This window comes from Pseudomonas sp. PDM03 (assembly GCF_014852385.1).
GTDB lineage: Bacteria > Pseudomonadota > Gammaproteobacteria > Pseudomonadales > Pseudomonadaceae > Aquipseudomonas > Aquipseudomonas migulae.
In genome coordinates this window covers 89,024-104,927 of the sequence record NZ_JACVBM010000008.1, presented here as the reverse complement: position 1 = coordinate 104,927, position 15,904 = coordinate 89,024, and the positions used below count along the sequence as shown (strand labels likewise).

The 15,904-nt window shown below is 57.8% G+C and carries 17 protein-coding genes; 16 read left to right on the top strand and 1 reads right to left on the bottom strand.

Annotated features, from left to right (window positions below; all coding sequences use genetic code 11):
- Positions 1-3 precede the first annotated feature (3 nt).
- The 14 genes from IB254_RS14055 (at position 4) to glmS (ending at position 13,219) form a co-directional block, all read left to right on the top strand.
- Complete coding sequence (locus IB254_RS14055) at positions 4-801, top strand: ParA family protein (RefSeq protein ID WP_008027543.1); 798 nt, start codon at positions 4-6, stop codon at positions 799-801.
- A gap of 9 nt (positions 802-810) precedes the next feature.
- The gene (locus IB254_RS14050) at positions 811-1,683 is read left to right on the top strand and encodes a ParB/RepB/Spo0J family partition protein (protein ID WP_008027541.1); all 873 of its coding nucleotides are present in this window, start codon (positions 811-813) and stop codon (positions 1,681-1,683) included.
- 148 nt (positions 1,684-1,831) lie between these two features.
- On the top strand, positions 1,832-2,239 hold the full coding sequence (locus IB254_RS14045) for a F0F1 ATP synthase subunit I (protein WP_008027539.1): 408 nt from the start codon (positions 1,832-1,834) through the stop codon (positions 2,237-2,239).
- A 16-nt stretch (positions 2,240-2,255) separates the two neighbouring features.
- Positions 2,256-3,125 (top strand): F0F1 ATP synthase subunit A, encoded by an 870-nt coding sequence (gene atpB, locus IB254_RS14040; RefSeq protein WP_008027537.1) that lies wholly within the window; start codon positions 2,256-2,258, stop codon positions 3,123-3,125.
- Positions 3,126-3,258: 133 nt separating this feature from the next.
- Positions 3,259-3,516, top strand: coding sequence for a F0F1 ATP synthase subunit C (gene atpE, locus IB254_RS14035; RefSeq protein ID WP_002555987.1), 258 nt, complete (start codon positions 3,259-3,261; stop codon positions 3,514-3,516).
- A 56-nt stretch (positions 3,517-3,572) separates the two neighbouring features.
- Entirely contained in the window at positions 3,573-4,043 is a 471-nt protein-coding gene (locus tag IB254_RS14030; protein ID WP_008027535.1) for a F0F1 ATP synthase subunit B, read from the top strand.
- Between the two features lie 12 nt (positions 4,044-4,055).
- A complete protein-coding gene (locus IB254_RS14025; RefSeq protein ID WP_008027533.1) occupies positions 4,056-4,592 on the top strand; it encodes a F0F1 ATP synthase subunit delta in 537 nt (178 codons plus the stop codon).
- A 21-nt stretch (positions 4,593-4,613) separates the two neighbouring features.
- Complete coding sequence (atpA, locus tag IB254_RS14020; RefSeq protein WP_008041439.1) at positions 4,614-6,158, top strand: F0F1 ATP synthase subunit alpha; 1,545 nt, start codon at positions 4,614-4,616, stop codon at positions 6,156-6,158.
- Positions 6,159-6,208: 50 nt separating this feature from the next.
- Positions 6,209-7,069 (top strand): F0F1 ATP synthase subunit gamma, encoded by an 861-nt coding sequence (gene atpG / locus IB254_RS14015; RefSeq protein ID WP_008027528.1) that lies wholly within the window; start codon positions 6,209-6,211, stop codon positions 7,067-7,069.
- 27 nt (positions 7,070-7,096) lie between these two features.
- A complete protein-coding gene (atpD, locus tag IB254_RS14010; RefSeq protein ID WP_008027526.1) occupies positions 7,097-8,476 on the top strand; it encodes a F0F1 ATP synthase subunit beta in 1,380 nt (459 codons plus the stop codon).
- A 45-nt stretch (positions 8,477-8,521) separates the two neighbouring features.
- A complete protein-coding gene (locus IB254_RS14005; RefSeq protein WP_007969909.1) occupies positions 8,522-8,947 on the top strand; it encodes a F0F1 ATP synthase subunit epsilon in 426 nt (141 codons plus the stop codon).
- A 116-nt stretch (positions 8,948-9,063) separates the two neighbouring features.
- Positions 9,064-10,431, top strand: a complete 1,368-nt coding sequence (glmU, locus tag IB254_RS14000; RefSeq protein WP_192417792.1) for a bifunctional UDP-N-acetylglucosamine diphosphorylase/glucosamine-1-phosphate N-acetyltransferase GlmU — start codon at positions 9,064-9,066, stop codon at positions 10,429-10,431.
- Between the two features lie 177 nt (positions 10,432-10,608).
- Positions 10,609-11,385 carry a DeoR family transcriptional regulator gene (locus tag IB254_RS13995; protein WP_008027522.1) on the top strand — a complete coding sequence of 259 codons (777 nt, stop codon included), beginning with the start codon at positions 10,609-10,611 and terminating at the stop codon, positions 11,383-11,385.
- Position 11,386: 1 nt separating this feature from the next.
- A complete protein-coding gene (glmS, locus tag IB254_RS13990; protein ID WP_008041429.1) occupies positions 11,387-13,219 on the top strand; it encodes a glutamine--fructose-6-phosphate transaminase (isomerizing) in 1,833 nt (610 codons plus the stop codon).
- A gap of 69 nt (positions 13,220-13,288) precedes the next feature.
- Here glmS and ppk2 read toward each other — a convergent pair whose 3' ends face one another.
- Positions 13,289-14,110, bottom strand: a complete 822-nt coding sequence (ppk2, locus tag IB254_RS13985) for a polyphosphate kinase 2 (RefSeq protein ID WP_192417790.1) — start codon at positions 14,108-14,110, stop codon at positions 13,289-13,291.
- Positions 14,111-14,216: 106 nt separating this feature from the next.
- Between ppk2 and IB254_RS13980 the strand changes: the two genes are divergently transcribed.
- Both IB254_RS13980 and IB254_RS13975 read left to right on the top strand, forming a co-directional pair.
- A complete protein-coding gene (locus IB254_RS13980; RefSeq protein ID WP_192417788.1) occupies positions 14,217-15,119 on the top strand; it encodes a LysR family transcriptional regulator in 903 nt (300 codons plus the stop codon).
- Positions 15,120-15,249: 130 nt separating this feature from the next.
- The gene (locus IB254_RS13975; protein WP_008041372.1) at positions 15,250-15,876 is read left to right on the top strand and encodes a glutathione S-transferase family protein; all 627 of its coding nucleotides are present in this window, start codon (positions 15,250-15,252) and stop codon (positions 15,874-15,876) included.
- Positions 15,877-15,904: the final 28 nt, after the last annotated feature.

The following is a 15,904-nucleotide window of genomic DNA, read 5'->3' as shown; positions in this document are numbered from 1 at the left end:
AGAATGGCTAAGGTATTCGCGATAGCGAACCAAAAGGGTGGTGTGGGTAAAACCACCACCTGCATCAACCTCGCAGCTTCCCTGGTTGCTACCAAGCGCAGGGTGCTGTTGATCGATCTCGATCCACAGGGCAACGCCACCATGGGTAGCGGTGTGGATAAACACGGCCTGGAAAACTCGGTCTACGACTTGCTGATCGGCGAATGCGATCTGGCCCAGGCCATGCACTTCTCCGAGCACGGTGGTTACCAGCTGTTGCCGGCCAACCGCGACCTGACCGCGGCCGAAGTGGTTCTGCTGGAAATGCAGATGAAGGAAAGCCGCCTGCGCAGCGCGCTGGCGCCGATCCGTGAAAACTACGACTACATTTTGATCGACTGCCCGCCCTCGCTGTCGATGCTCACGCTGAACGCTTTGGTCGCGGCTGACGGGGTAATTATCCCCATGCAGTGCGAGTACTTTGCGCTCGAAGGCCTGAGCGACCTTGTGGATAACATCAAGCGCATCGCTGAACTGCTGAACCCGAACCTGAAAGTCGAAGGTCTGTTGCGCACGATGTATGACCCGCGCCTGAGCCTGATGAACGACGTGTCGGCGCAGCTGAAAGAACACTTCGGCGAGCAGCTCTACGACACGGTTATCCCGCGTAACATCCGCCTCGCCGAAGCGCCAAGCTATGGCATGCCGGCGCTGGCTTACGACAAGACTTCGCGGGGCGCCATTGCCTATCTGGCACTTGCCGGCGAGATGGTTCGCCGTCAGCGCAAAAACTCACGCACTGCCGCAGCTCAGGCAACTTAAGGAATCCCCATGGCCGTCAAGAAACGAGGTCTCGGACGTGGACTGGATGCACTGCTGAGCGGTCCGACTGTCAGCTCGCTGGAAGAGCAGGCTGTACAAGCCGATCAGCGTGAGCTGCAGCATTTGCCCCTGGACCTGATCCAGCGCGGCAAGTACCAGCCGCGTCGGGACATGGACCCGCAAGCGCTGGAAGAACTGGCGCAATCGATCAAGGCCCAGGGCGTGATGCAGCCGATTGTGGTTCGCCCGATCGGCAGCGGCCGCTTCGAAATCATCGCCGGCGAACGTCGCTGGCGTGCCAGCCAGCAGGCTGGCCAGGAAACCATCCCGGCGATGGTGCGCGATGTGCCGGATGAAACCGCCATCGCCATGGCGCTGATCGAGAACATCCAGCGCGAAGACCTCAATCCGATCGAAGAAGCGGTGGCCCTGCAGCGTTTGCAGCAGGAATTCCAGCTGACTCAGCAACAAGTGGCCGAAGCGGTGGGCAAATCCCGCGTGACTGTGGCCAACCTGCTACGCTTGATCGCGTTGCCGGAAGTTATCAAGACCATGCTGTCGCACGGCGACCTGGAAATGGGTCATGCCCGAGCTTTGCTTGGTTTGCCGGAGAATCAACAGGTTGAAGGGGCGCGACATGTTGTCGCACGGGGGCTGACTGTGCGCCAGACTGAGGCACTGGTTCGCCAGTGGTTGAGTGGCAAACAGGAGCCTGCGGAACCGGTAAAACCGGACCCGGATATCGCCCGACTCGAGCAGCGTCTGGCTGAGCGCCTAGGCTCTGCGGTGCAGATCCGACACGGAAAGAAGGGGAAAGGGCAGTTGGTCATTGGTTACAACTCCCTCGATGAGCTTCAGGGTGTGCTCGCACACATTCGCTGAAACATTTCCTCATGTAGCGTGCAGTCGGAAATCACTACCTGACAGTTGAATAGGGGCAGAACCGCCCCTATACTCTGCGCGCATTTTGTCGGCACAAATTATGCCAAGTTATTGAATTCTGGCAGCCGACCATTGGGGAGTATTAGTGATGGAAACCCGCACGCCAAACCGCTTGCCGTTCCATCGCCTGGCAGTTTTTCCGGTGTTGATGGCTCAGTTTGTCGTGTTGCTGATCGCCGCTTTGGCGCTGTGGCAATGGCACGGAGTCGTTGCCGGGTACTCAGGACTCTGCGGAGGCCTGATAGCCTTGCTACCCAATGTTTATTTCGCTCACAGGGCATTTCGGTTTTCCGGCGCCCGAGCAGCTCAAGCCATCGTCCGGTCTTTTTATGCCGGCGAGGCGGGCAAACTGATTTTGACGGCAGTGCTTTTTGCATTGACGTTTGCAGGTGTGAAGCCATTGGCGCCGCTAGCTGTATTCGGCGTCTTCGTGTTGACCCAACTGGTCAGCTGGTTCGCGCCCCTGCTGATGAGAACAAGACTTTCGAGACCTTAGGGCGTTTGAGGCAACCATGGCAGAAACAACCGCTTCGGGCTATATCCAGCACCACTTGCAGAACCTGACCTTCGGTCAGCACCCAACCGGCGGGTGGGGTTTTGCCCACACCGCAGCAGAAGCCAAAGAAATGGGCTTCTGGGCTTTCCACGTCGATACCCTCGGCTGGTCGGTCGCTTTGGGTCTGATCTTCGTTCTTCTTTTCCGCATGGCGGCAAAGAAAGCGACTTCCGGTCAGCCTGGTGCTTTGCAGAACTTCGTTGAAGTATTGGTCGAATTCGTCGATGGCAGCGTGAAAGACAGCTTCCATGGCCGTAGCCCGGTGATTGCACCGCTGGCACTGACCATCTTCGTCTGGGTCTTCCTGATGAACGCCGTCGACCTGATCCCGGTCGACTGGATTCCTCAGCTGGCCATCCTGATCACTGGCGATGCGCATATTCCGTTCCGTGCCGTATCGACCACTGACCCGAACGCTACCCTGGGCATGGCCCTGTCGGTGTTCGCGTTGATCATTTTCTACAGCATCAAGGTCAAGGGCATCGGCGGCTTCGTCGGCGAGCTGACCCTGCACCCGTTCGGCAGCAAGAACATCTTCGTTCAAGCCCTGCTGATTCCGGTGAACTTCCTGCTGGAGTTCGTGACGCTGGTAGCCAAGCCAATCTCCCTGGCACTGCGTCTGTTCGGCAACATGTACGCCGGCGAGCTGGTCTTCATTCTGATTGCTGTGATGTTCGGCAGCGGTCTGCTCTGGCTTAGCGGCCTGGGCGTAGTTCTGCAGTGGGCGTGGGCTGTGTTCCACATCCTGATCATCACCCTGCAGGCGTTTATCTTCATGATGCTGACCATCGTTTACCTTTCGATGGCGCACGAAGAGAACCATTAAGGCCAGTCTCGACTAGTCTGATGTCCCACTCGGTCAAACGAGTGGGGGCCCGAACAGGGCTATGAAACGATTTGTTTTACCGCTTTAAAATCTAAAAAACCTAAACCATACGACGTAAAAGTCGGGAGGAAAGATGGAAACTGTAGTTGGTCTAACCGCTATCGCTGTTGCACTGTTGATCGGCCTGGGCGCACTGGGTACCGCAATTGGTTTCGGCCTGTTGGGCGGCAAGTTCCTGGAAGGCGCAGCGCGTCAGCCAGAAATGGTTCCAATGCTGCAAGTTAAAATGTTCATCGTTGCCGGTCTGCTCGACGCCGTAACCATGATCGGTGTTGGTATCGCTCTGTTCTTCACCTTCGCGAACCCATTCGTTGGTCAACTCGCTGGCTAATCACTCGAACCTTCGAGTGATTGGTTTGATGTGCAACGAACGAGCGAGGTGTTGGCGTGAACATTAATGCAACCCTGATTGGCCAGTCCGTTGCGTTCTTCATTTTTGTACTGTTTTGCATGAAGTTCGTGTGGCCTCCGGTCATCGCGGCTTTGCACGAACGTCAGAAGAAGATCGCGGATGGACTGGACGCTGCCGCCCGAGCAGCTCGCGACCTGGAGTTGGCCCAAGATAAAGCGGGTCAACAACTGCGCGAAGCTAAGGCTCAGGCAGCTGAAATCATTGAGCAAGCCAAGAAACGCGGTAACCAGATTGTTGAAGAGGCTGTTGAAAAAGCCCGTATCGACGCTGACCGTGTGAAGGTTCAGGCTCAGGCCGAGATCGAGCAGGAACTGAACAGTGTCAAAGACGCGCTGCGTGCCCAACTGGGTGCACTGGCCGTTGGCGGCGCCGAGAAGATCCTGGGTGCCACAATCGATCAAAACGCGCACGCGGAGCTGGTAAACAAACTGGCTGCTGAAATTTAAGCGAGGGCGATCATGGCAGAATTGACCACGTTGGCCCGACCTTACGCTAAGGCAGCCTTCGAGCACGCCCAGGCCCACCAGCAACTGGCCTCTTGGTCAGCCATGCTCGGCCTGGCTGCAGCAGTGTCGCAAGACGACACCATGCAGCGCGTGCTCAAGGCCCCGCGACTGACGAGCGCAGACAAGGCCGCCACGTTTATTGACGTGTGCGGCGACAAGTTTGATGCCAAGGCACAGAACTTCATCAACGTCGTTGCCGAAAACGACCGTCTCCCGCTGTTGCCGGAGATATCCGCTCTGTTCGACCTGTACAAGGCCGAACAAGAGAAGTCGGTAGACGTTGAAGTGACCAGTGCTTTTGCATTGAACCAAGAACAGCAAGACAAACTCGCCAAGGTTCTCAGTGCACGACTCAACCGGGAAGTGCGCCTGCAAGTCGAGGAAGACAAATCCCTTATTGGGGGCATTGTCATCCGCGCCGGCGACCTGGTTATCGATGGCTCGGTTCGCGGCAAACTCGCGAGCCTTGCCGAAGCATTGAAATCTTGAGTTTGAAGGGGCAGCAGAGCAATGCAGCAACTCAATCCTTCCGAAATAAGTGAAATTATCAAGGGCCGCATCGACAAGCTCGATGTGACCTCCCAAGCCCGTAACGAAGGCACTGTCGTCAGCGTATCTGACGGTATCGTGCGGATTCACGGTCTGGCCGATGTAATGTACGGCGAGATGATCGAGTTTCCGGGCGGCGTCTTCGGTATGGCCCTCAACCTGGAGCAAGACTCTGTAGGTGCCGTTGTATTGGGCGCATACCAGACTCTGGCTGAAGGCATGAGCGCCAAGTGCACCGGCCGCATCCTCGAAGTTCCGGTTGGTAAGGAACTGCTGGGTCGCGTAGTCGACGCACTGGGTAACCCAGTTGACGGCAAAGGTCCGCTGAACAACACCGAGACCGACGCGGTCGAGAAAGTTGCTCCGGGCGTGATCTGGCGTAAGTCGGTAGACCAGCCTGTACAGACTGGCTACAAGGCTGTCGATGCCATGATCCCTGTCGGCCGTGGCCAGCGTGAGCTGATCATCGGTGACCGTCAGATCGGTAAAACCGCTCTGGCGATCGACGCGATCATCAACCAGAAAAACAGCGGCATTTTCTGCGTCTACGTAGCGATCGGTCAGAAACAATCGACCATCGCCAACGTGGTTCGCAAGCTGGAAGAAAACGGCGCACTGGCTAACACCATCGTCGTGGCAGCGAGCGCTTCGGAATCTGCAGCACTGCAATTCCTGGCACCGTACTCCGGTTGCACCATGGGTGAATTCTTCCGCGACCGCGGTGAAGACGCGCTGATCGTTTATGACGATCTGTCCAAGCAAGCAGTGGCTTACCGCCAGATTTCCCTGCTGCTGCGCCGTCCACCAGGCCGTGAAGCTTACCCAGGCGACGTGTTCTATCTCCACTCCCGTCTGCTGGAGCGCGCATCCCGCGTTTCGGAAGAATACGTAGAGAAGTTCACCAACGGCGCAGTGACCGGCAAAACCGGTTCCCTGACCGCACTGCCGATCATCGAAACCCAGGCTGGCGACGTTTCCGCGTTCGTTCCGACCAACGTGATTTCCATCACCGACGGTCAGATCTTCCTGGAATCGGCCATGTTCAACTCCGGGATCCGTCCTGCTGTGAACGCCGGTGTTTCGGTATCCCGTGTGGGTGGTGCCGCTCAGACCAAGATCATCAAGAAGCTCTCCGGTGGTATCCGTACCGCTCTGGCTCAGTACCGTGAACTGGCGGCATTCGCCCAGTTCGCTTCTGACCTGGACGAAGCGACCCGTAAGCAACTTGAGCATGGTCAGCGCGTTACCGAGCTGATGAAGCAGAAGCAATACGCACCAATGTCGATCGCTGACATGGCGCTGTCGCTGTATGCCGCTGAGCGTGGGTTCCTGACTGACGTTGAAATCGCCAAGATCGGCAGCTTCGAACAAGCGCTGATTGCTTTCTTCAACCGCGATCACGCCGAATTGATGGCGAAGATCAACGTGAAGGGTGACTTCAATGACGAAATCGACGCTGGCATGAAAGCCGGTATCGAGAAGTTCAAGGCCACCCAAACCTGGTAAGCCGCAGCGGGAGCCGCAAGGCTCCCGCTTGCTAACCTGATAGGTGTTACATGGCAGGCGCAAAAGAGATTCGCAGTAAGATTGCGAGCATCAAAAGCACGCAAAAGATTACCAGCGCCATGGAAAAAGTGGCGGTCAGTAAAATGCGCAAGGCACAAATGCGCATGGCTGCTAGCCGTCCTTACGCGGAGCGCATCCGCCAGGTTATTGGCCATTTGGCCAACGCTAACCCGGAATATCGCCACCCATTCATGATCGACCGTGAAGTAAAGCGCGTTGGTTATGTCGTGGTGAGCAGTGACCGTGGTCTGTGTGGTGGCTTGAACACCAACCTGTTCAAGGCTCTGGTCAAGGACATGGCGGTAAACCGCGAAAACGGCGTCGAGATTGATCTGTGTGTTGTTGGTAGCAAGGGTGCGGCTTTCTTCCGCAACTTCGGCGGTAACGTCGTAGCAGCTATCAGCCACCTGGGTGAAGAGCCGTCGATCAATGACCTGATCGGCAGCGTCAAGGTGATGCTGGATGCCTACCTGGACGGCCGTATTGACCGCCTGTCCGTGGTGTCCAACAAGTTCATCAACACCATGACGCAAACGCCTACCGTGGAGCAGTTGATTCCACTGGTGGCAACCCCGGATCAAGGACTCAAGCACCACTGGGATTATCTGTACGAACCGGACGCCAAAGAGCTGCTTGACGGCTTGATGGTCCGTTACGTGGAGTCGCAGGTCTACCAGGCGGTGGTCGAGAACAACGCGGCTGAACAAGCTGCGCGGATGATCGCGATGAAGAACGCTACCGACAACGCCGGTGATTTGATCAGCGATTTGCAGCTGGTCTACAACAAGGCGCGTCAGGCTGCGATCACCCAAGAGATCTCGGAAATCGTCGGCGGCGCTGCCGCGGTTTAACGGTTCAAATATTCAGAGGATCCAGCTATGAGTAGCGGACGTATCGTTCAAATCATCGGCGCCGTTATCGACGTGGAATTCCCACGCGACAGCGTACCGAGCATCTACAACGCTTTGAGTGTAAAAAGCGATGCAGGCACCACTCTCGAAGTTCAGCAGCAGCTGGGCGACGGCGTGGTTCGTACCATTGCGATGGGTTCCACCGAGGGCTTGAAGCGCGGTCTGGAAGTCACCGACTCTGGCGCAGCCATCTCCGTACCGGTCGGTAAAGCGACTCTGGGCCGGATCATGGACGTACTGGGCAACCCGATCGACGAAGCTGGTCCGATCGCCACCGAAGAGCGCTGGGGCATTCACCGTCCTGCGCCAACCTTCGCTGAGCAAGCGGGCGGCAACGACCTGCTGGAAACCGGCATCAAGGTTATCGACCTGGTTTGCCCGTTCGCCAAGGGTGGTAAAGTTGGTCTGTTCGGTGGTGCCGGTGTAGGCAAAACCGTAAACATGATGGAACTGATCCGTAACATCGCCATCGAGCACAGCGGTTATTCCGTGTTCGCCGGTGTGGGTGAGCGTACTCGTGAGGGTAACGACTTCTACCACGAGATGAAGGACTCCAACGTTCTGGACAAAGTGGCACTGGTTTACGGTCAAATGAACGAGCCGCCGGGTAACCGTCTGCGCGTAGCACTGACCGGCCTGACCATGGCCGAGAAGTTCCGTGACGAAGGTAACGACGTTCTGCTGTTCGTCGACAACATCTATCGTTACACCCTGGCCGGTACTGAAGTATCCGCACTGCTGGGCCGTATGCCTTCCGCAGTAGGTTACCAGCCGACCCTGGCCGAAGAGATGGGTACTCTGCAAGAGCGTATCACTTCGACCAAAAACGGTTCGATCACCTCCATCCAAGCGGTATACGTACCTGCGGATGACTTGACTGACCCGTCGCCAGCGACCACCTTCGCCCACTTGGACGCCACCGTCGTTCTGTCCCGTGACATCGCTTCCCTGGGTATCTACCCAGCGGTCGATCCACTCGACTCGACTTCGCGCCAGCTGGACCCGAACGTAATCGGCCAGGACCACTACGATACCGCTCGCGGTGTACAGTACGTTCTGCAGCGTTACAAAGAACTGAAGGACATCATTGCGATCCTGGGTATGGACGAGCTGTCGGAAGCCGACAAGCAGTTGGTAAACCGTGCTCGTAAGATCCAGCGCTTCTTGTCGCAGCCGTTCTTCGTGGCTGAAGTCTTCACCGGTGCCTCGGGTAAATACGTTTCCCTGAAAGACACCATTGCTGGCTTCAAAGGCATCCTCAACGGTGACTACGACCACCTGCCAGAACAAGCGTTCTACATGGTCGGCGGCATCGAAGAAGCGATCGAGAAAGCCAAGAAACTGTAATCCCGGCGCCCGGCAACGGGCGCTAATTTAGGTTGAGGCAATCAGATGGCTATGACAGTCCATTGCGATATCGTCAGCGCGGAAGGAGAAATCTTTTCCGGCCTGGTCGAGATGGTGATTGCGCACGGTGCACTGGGTGATCTTGGTATCGCCCTGGGCCACGCGCCGCTGATCACTAATCTCAAGCCTGGCCCGATCCGCCTGGTCAAGCAGGGCGGGGAAGAGGAGGTGTATTACATCTCCGGTGGTTTCCTCGAGGTTCAGCCGAACATGGTCAAGGTTCTTGCCGACACCGTGCAACGAGCTGCCGACCTGGACGAAGCCTCCGCTCAGGAAGCCGTTAAGGCTGCCGAGAAGGCCTTGCATGAGCGGGGCGCGGAATTCGATTACGGTTCTGCTGCCGCACGTCTGGCCGAGGCTGCAGCTCAGCTGCGCACCGTCCAGCAGATCCGCAAGAAGTTTGGCCACTAACAGGCCATCACTTGTTGCGCGATTGATTAAAAAGGGTAGCCTCGGCTACCCTTTTTTCTTTTCCGATTTTCATAACCTGGTCGCAGCCGCTGACCATCCAGGATTGGTAGCCAGTCATGTCTCTTGAAATTGTTATCCTCGCTGCCGGCCAAGGCACTCGCATGCGTTCGGCACTGCCGAAAGTCCTGCATCCGATTGCCGGCAACTCGATGCTTGGCCATGTTATCCACAGCGCGCGGCAACTTGATCCACAGCGCATCCACGTGGTGATTGGCCATGGTGCCGACGCCGTACGTGAGCGACTGGCAGCCGATGATCTGAATTTCGTCCTGCAGGACAAACAGCTGGGTACTGGCCACGCGGTTGCTCAAGCAGTGCCGTTCATTGAGTCCGACACCGTCCTGATTCTTTACGGCGATGTGCCGTTGATCGAGGTCGAGACCCTTCAACGTCTGCTCAAGCAGGTTGCACCGCAGCAGTTGGGTTTGCTGACCGTTCAGTTGGATGATCCAACCGGCTATGGCCGCATCGTTCGTGATGCTGCCGGCAAGGTGACGGCTATCGTCGAGCAGAAAGACGCCAACGAAGCCGAGCGTGCGATCACTGAAGGCAACACCGGTATTCTCGCGCTGCCGTTCGCACAACTGGGCGGCTGGATGAGCCGTCTTTCCAACAACAACGCCCAGGGCGAGTACTACCTGACCGATGTGATTGCCATGGCAGTCAGCGATGGTCTGGTGGTGGCGACCGAGCAGCCTCACGATGCGATGGAAGTGCAGGGCGCCAATGATCGCAAGCAGCTTTCCGAGCTCGAGCGTCATTATCAACTGCGCGCGGGTCGTCGTTTGATGGCCCAGGGTGTGACCCTGCGCGACCCGGCACGTTTCGATGTCCGCGGTGACATCACTGTCGGTCGCGATGTGCTGATCGACATCAACGTGATTCTCGAAGGCAAGGTTGTCATCGAAGATGACGTGGTGATCGGCCCGAATTGCGTGATCAAGGACAGCACTTTGCGTAAAGGTGTGGTGATCAAGGCCAACAGCCATATCGAAGGCGCGATCATGGGCGAAGGCAGTGATGCCGGTCCATTCGCGCGCCTGCGTCCCGGCTCCGTGCTGGAGGCTCGCGCGCATGTGGGTAACTTTGTCGAGCTGAAAAACGCTCACATGGGCGAAGGCGCCAAGGCCGGTCACTTGGCCTATCTGGGCGATGCCGAGATTGGCGCCCGCACCAACATCGGTGCGGGCACCATCACGTGCAACTATGACGGTGCCAACAAGTGGAAAACCGTGTTGGGTGAGGATGTGTTCATCGGTTCCAACAACTCGTTGGTGGCGCCTGTGGATATCTCTAGCGGTGCAACCACTGCGGCCGGATCGACTATTACGCAGAATGTGGATAACGCGCAGTTGGCCGTCGGACGTGCGCGGCAGAAGAACATCGATGGCTGGAAGCGACCAGAGAAAATCAAAAAGGCCTGAGTTATCCACAATCCTGTAGGAGCCGGCTTGCCGGCGATAGCGGTTTACCTGAAACACCGCGTCGGTCCATCGCCGGCAAGGTTATCCACAGACCTTTTTATCGCCTCGCGCTTGACGAAGTTTCGCCAATAGGTTTTGATTGCTTCCGTTATCTTTCGAATCGAAACTTACCAGGTCATGTCGAAGCGCAATACACCTCAACGCCGTCACAATATCCTCGCCTTGCTCAATGAGCAGGGCGAAGTCAGTGTTGATGAATTGGCCAAGCGCTTCGAAACCTCGGAAGTTACGATTCGCAAGGACCTGGCGGCGCTCGAAAGCAATGGTCTTTTGTTGCGTCGGTATGGCGGTGCGATCACCATGCCTCAGGAACTGGTCGCCGATATCGGGCAGCCGGTTTCCAGGTACAAACAGGCGATTGCCCGTGCTGCCGTTGCGCGGATCCGCGAGCATGCCCGGATCATCATCGACAGCGGCAGCACCACGGCAGCGATGATTCCGGAACTCGGTCAACAGCCGGGCCTGGTGGTGATGACCAACTCGCTTCATGTCGCCAACGCCTTGAGTGAACTCGAGCACGAACCGGTGCTGCTGATGACCGGCGGTACCTGGGACCCGCATTCCGAGTCTTTCCAGGGGCAGGTCGCCGAGCAAGTACTGCGCTCCTACGATTTCGATCAGTTGTTCATCGGTGCCGACGGCATCGACCTGGTGCGCGGTACCACCACCTTCAATGAATTGCTGGGACTCAGCCGCGTCATGGCGGATGTTGCCCGTGAAGTGATTGTGATGGTGGAGTCCGACAAGATAGGCCGCAAGATTCCCAACCTGGAGCTGCCATGGAGCAGCGTCCATACCCTAATTACCGATGATCGCCTGCCGCTGGAGGCACGCGATCAGATACAAGCCCGCGGTATCACGCTGATATGCGCGGCTGTCAGTCAGGAGAAATAGCATGTGTGGAATTGTCGGTGCAGTCGCAGAACGTAACATCACTGCCATCCTCCTCGAAGGCCTCAAGCGCCTGGAATACCGTGGCTATGACAGCGCCGGTGTGGCGGTCTATACCAATGACCAACAGCTCGAGCGTATGCGTCGTCCGGGTAAAGTCAGCGAGCTGGAACTGGCGCTCGAAGCCGAGCCGCTGGCCGGTCGCCTGGGCATCGCCCACACTCGCTGGGCCACTCACGGTGCGCCGTGCGAGCGCAACGCTCACCCGCATTTTTCCGGTGATCTGGCGGTGGTGCACAACGGCATCATCGAGAACTACGAAGCCCTGCGCGAACAACTCAAGGCATTGGGTTACGTGTTCACATCGGACACCGACACTGAAGTCATCGCTCACCTGCTGAACCACAAACTCAAAGATCTGAACGACCTGACCGTGGCCCTCAAGGCCACCGTTAAAGAGTTGCACGGTGCTTACGGCCTGGCCGTGATCAGCGCTCGGCAACCGGATCGCCTGCTCGCCGCTCGCAGTGGCAGCCCGTTGGTGATCGGCCTTGGCCTGGGTGAAAACTTCCTCGCTTCCGACCAATTGGCCCTGCGCCAGGTCACTGACCGCTTCATGTACCTTGAAGAAGGCGATATCGCCGAAATTCGTCGCGATAGCGTGCAGATCTGGGACGTTAGCGGCAAGGTCGTCGAGCGTCAAACCGTGCAGTACCGTGACGGTGCCGACGTGGCTGACAAGGGCGAGTTCCGCCACTTCATGCTCAAGGAAATCCACGAACAACCGGCTGTGGTGCAGCGTACCCTCGAAGGTCGTCTGAGCCCGGACGGAGTGTTGGTGCAAGCTTTCGGCCCACAGGCTGCCGAGCTGTTCGCCAAAGTGCGCAACGTGCAGATCGTCGCCTGCGGCACCAGCTACCACGCCGGTATGGTCGCCCGTTACTGGCTGGAAGAACTGGCCGGCATCCCGTGCCAGGTCGAAGTCGCGAGTGAATTCCGCTATCGCAAAGTCGTGGTGCAGCCAGACACCCTGTTCGTGACCATTTCCCAGTCTGGCGAAACCGCCGACACCCTGGCCGCGCTGCGCAACGCCAAAGAGTTGGGCTTCCTCGCCAGCCTGGCGATCTGCAACGTCGGCATCAGCTCGCTGGTGCGTGAGTCCGACCTGACCTTGCTGACCCAGGCCGGCCGCGAAATCGGTGTGGCCTCGACCAAAGCCTTCACCACTCAGTTGGTTGGCCTGCTGTTGCTGACGCTGTCCCTGGGTCAAGTGCGCGGCACTTTGGCCAAAGGCGTCGAAGCCACCCTGGTCGAAGAACTGCGTCGCCTGCCGACCCGTCTGGGCGAAGCCCTGGCCATGGACAGCACTGTGGAGAAGATCGCCGAGCTGTTCGCCGAGAAACACCACACCCTGTTCCTCGGTCGTGGCGCGCAATTCCCGGTAGCGATGGAAGGTGCCCTGAAACTTAAGGAAATCTCCTACATCCACGCTGAAGCTTACCCGGCCGGCGAACTGAAACACGGCCCGTTGGCGCTTGTGGATAACGACATGCCGGTAGTGACCGTGGCGCCCAACAACGAACTGCTGGAGAAGTTGAAGTCCAACCTCCAGGAAGTGCGCGCCCGTGGCGGCCAACTGATCGTCTTCGCAGACGAACAGGCCGGCATGACCAACGGCGAAGGCACTCACGTTGTGCACATGCCGCACATCCACGACATTCTGTCGCCGATCCTCTACACCATCCCGCTGCAGTTGCTGTCGTACTACGTCGCGGTGTTGAAAGGCACAGACGTTGACCAGCCGCGCAACCTGGCGAAGTCAGTCACCGTGGAATAAGTTATCCACAGCTGAATCGAGGGGCAGGGTTCCTGTTGTTCACAGGACCTTGCCCCTTTTACATTCAGCTCAGAATTTTTCCGGTATCAAACGCAGTGGATAATCCGGCTCTCGATAGCTGCCTGGCTTTTGGCGTTTGGGCAACTTCACGGGCTCCCTCGGAACATCCTTATAGGGAATGCGGCTGAGCAGGTCGGTGATGATGTTCAGGCGAGCCCGTCGCTTGTCATTGGAGTTGGCCACGAACCAGGGGGCATGTTCGGTGTCGGTCATCTTGAACATGTCGTCACGGGCGCGTGAATAGTCGTACCAGCGGCTGTATGACTTGAGATCCATGCCGGTGAGCTTCCAGATTTTGCGTCCATCCTTGATGCGTGCCTGAAGTCGTCGTGTCTGTTCCTCTTGGCTGACCTCCAGCCAATATTTGATCAGGATGACGCCCGAATCGACGATTGCACGTTCCACCAACGGAATCGACTTCAGGAAACGGTCGACCTGCTCTTGGGTGCAGAACCCCATCACGCGTTCAACGCCCGCACGGTTGTACCAACTGCGATCGAAGATCACCACTTCGCCAGCCGCCGGCAGATGCGGCAGGTACCGCTGAACATACATCTGGGTTTTCTCACGTTCGGTCGGCGCGCTCAACGCCACCACACGAAAGATGCGAGGGCTCACCCGTTCAGTCAGGGCCTTGATTGTCCCTCCCTTGCCGGCGCCGTCGCGACCCTCGAAAACAATACACACCTTGATGCCTTTGTGCCGTACCCACTCCTGCAACTTGACGGTTTCGACGTGCAGTCGGCGCAGTTCTTCCAGGTAGTCCTTGTTAGTCATCTTCGAGCTGTCGGCAGCGTTCTGCTTAAGCGGGCGCTTCTTATCCTTTGCCATAATCAAGACCTCGCAAATTCCCGGTTATGTCAGACTAGATTGTTTTGAACGTCGTATTGGATTCGCAGCCTGACGGTAGCGAATATCTGAGTAGAGGACATACCCAGTGGACCGATTCCAGGAAATGCAGGTCTTCGCCGCCGTCGCCCAGGACCAGGGTTTCTCGGCTGCGGCGCGGCGTTTGGGCCTGTCGGCGGCCAGTGTTACCCGTGCCGTGGCCGCGCTGGAAAAACGCATTGGTGCACGGTTGCTGACGCGCACCACCCGCAGCGTGCATTTGAGCGAGGCGGGTCAGCGGTATCTCGAAGACTGCAGGAGGATTCTTGCCGAGGTGCAGGAAGCGGAGGATTCAGCTGCGGGCAGTCATGCCGAACCCCGTGGGCAACTGACGATCACCGCGCCGGTGTTATTTGGTGAGTTGTTCGTCACGCCGGTGATGGTGAGTTATCTGAAGCAGTTTCCTGAAGTCTGCATCAACGGCTTGCTGGTTGATCGAGTGGTGAGCATGGTCGAGGAGGGGATTGATGTGGCTGTGCGCATCGGTGAATTGCCCGACAGCAACCAGCACGCGATCCGCGTCGGCGAAGTACGGCGGGTGATTTGCGCTGCTCCGCCATTTCTGGAGGCGCAAGGCGCGCCCGTGCATCCTCAGGATCTGGCGCGTGCACCGGTTATTTCGACGTCTGCTATCGGTCAGCTTAAAAGCTGGCCTTTTCAGGAAGCGGGCGAGCCACTCAGCGTACGGGTTGAATCGCGATTGGTGGTGACGGCGAATCAGGCAGCCATTACGGCAGCGTGTCTCGGACTGGGATTCACCCGTGTCCTGTCTTATCAAGTCGCCAGTAAAGTCGCTTCCGGCGAACTGGAAATCGTATTGGCTGACTTCGAACTGCCGCCATTGCCCATCCATGTGGTGTATCAGGGCGGCCGCAATGCGCCGGCCCGGATTCGCAGTTTTGTCGACTTCACGGTGAAAGCGCTGCGCGAACACCCGGCCTTGCAGGGCTGATGGGTTATTGCACTGGCTGAAATAATTGATTGCGTTTGCTGGTTATTCTGTTGTTTTGGTTGGGGGTGGAAGATGGCTCCCATCGGCGCTGATCGTTTCAGAACGGCGCCACCACCCAGCGGAGTCGACCATGCAAGCGATCAAACTCTACAACTTCCCACGTTCCGGCCATGCTCACCGTGTGGAGCTGATGTTATCCCTGCTGCAACTGCCGACCGAGCTGATCCTGGTCGATATGGCCAAGGGCGCGCACAAACAACCGGATTACCTGGCGATCAACCCGTTCGGACAGGTCCCTGCCATCGACGATCAAGGCGTGGTGCTGGCCGATTCCAACGCGATTCTGGTTTACCTGGCGAAAAAATACGGTAACGGTCGCTGGCTGCCAGACGACCCGCTCGGCGCCGCCAAGGTTCAACGCTGGTTGTCAGTGGCGGCTGGACCGATTGCCTTTGGCCCGGGCCGGGCGCGGCTGATCACGGTGTTTGGCGCGCCTTACAGGGCTGAAGAGACGATCGCTTACGCCCACGTCTGGCTCAAACTGATCGATCAGGAACTGGCTGATACGGTTTACCTGACCGGCAGCGAACCGACCATTGCCGACGTGGCCGCCTACAGTTACATCGCCCACGCTCCGGAAGGCAACGTGTCGCTCGAGGACTACGCGAACGTGCGGGCCTGGCTGGCGCGCATCGAAGCCTTGCCAGGGTTTGTCGGCATGCCGCGCACCGTCGCCGGCCTGCAAAAAACTGCCTGATACCTGCGGCCCGGCATTGTCGGGCCGT

What these genes read in the sequence shown, in the direction of transcription:
- IB254_RS14055 (WP_008027543.1), top strand. Translation starts at nt 4, where the DNA reads ATGGCTAAGGTATTCGCGATAGCGAACCAAAAGGGTGGTGTGGGTAAA.
- IB254_RS14050 (WP_008027541.1), top strand. Translation starts at nt 811, where the DNA reads ATGGCCGTCAAGAAACGAGGTCTCGGACGTGGACTGGATGCACTGCTG.
- IB254_RS14045 (WP_008027539.1), top strand. Translation starts at nt 1,832, where the DNA reads ATGGAAACCCGCACGCCAAACCGCTTGCCGTTCCATCGCCTGGCAGTT.
- atpB (WP_008027537.1), top strand. Translation starts at nt 2,256, where the DNA reads ATGGCAGAAACAACCGCTTCGGGCTATATCCAGCACCACTTGCAGAAC.
- atpE (WP_002555987.1), top strand. Translation starts at nt 3,259, where the DNA reads ATGGAAACTGTAGTTGGTCTAACCGCTATCGCTGTTGCACTGTTGATC.
- IB254_RS14025 (WP_008027533.1), top strand. Translation starts at nt 4,056, where the DNA reads ATGGCAGAATTGACCACGTTGGCCCGACCTTACGCTAAGGCAGCCTTC.
- atpA (WP_008041439.1), top strand. Translation starts at nt 4,614, where the DNA reads ATGCAGCAACTCAATCCTTCCGAAATAAGTGAAATTATCAAGGGCCGC.
- atpG (WP_008027528.1), top strand. Translation starts at nt 6,209, where the DNA reads ATGGCAGGCGCAAAAGAGATTCGCAGTAAGATTGCGAGCATCAAAAGC.
- atpD (WP_008027526.1), top strand. Translation starts at nt 7,097, where the DNA reads ATGAGTAGCGGACGTATCGTTCAAATCATCGGCGCCGTTATCGACGTG.
- IB254_RS14005 (WP_007969909.1), top strand. Translation starts at nt 8,522, where the DNA reads ATGGCTATGACAGTCCATTGCGATATCGTCAGCGCGGAAGGAGAAATC.
- glmU (WP_192417792.1), top strand. Translation starts at nt 9,064, where the DNA reads ATGTCTCTTGAAATTGTTATCCTCGCTGCCGGCCAAGGCACTCGCATG.
- IB254_RS13995 (WP_008027522.1), top strand. Translation starts at nt 10,609, where the DNA reads ATGTCGAAGCGCAATACACCTCAACGCCGTCACAATATCCTCGCCTTG.
- glmS (WP_008041429.1), top strand. Translation starts at nt 11,387, where the DNA reads ATGTGTGGAATTGTCGGTGCAGTCGCAGAACGTAACATCACTGCCATC.
- ppk2 (WP_192417790.1), bottom strand. Translation starts at nt 14,110, where the DNA reads ATGGCAAAGGATAAGAAGCGCCCGCTTAAGCAGAACGCTGCCGACAGC.
- IB254_RS13975 (WP_008041372.1), top strand. Translation starts at nt 15,250, where the DNA reads ATGCAAGCGATCAAACTCTACAACTTCCCACGTTCCGGCCATGCTCAC.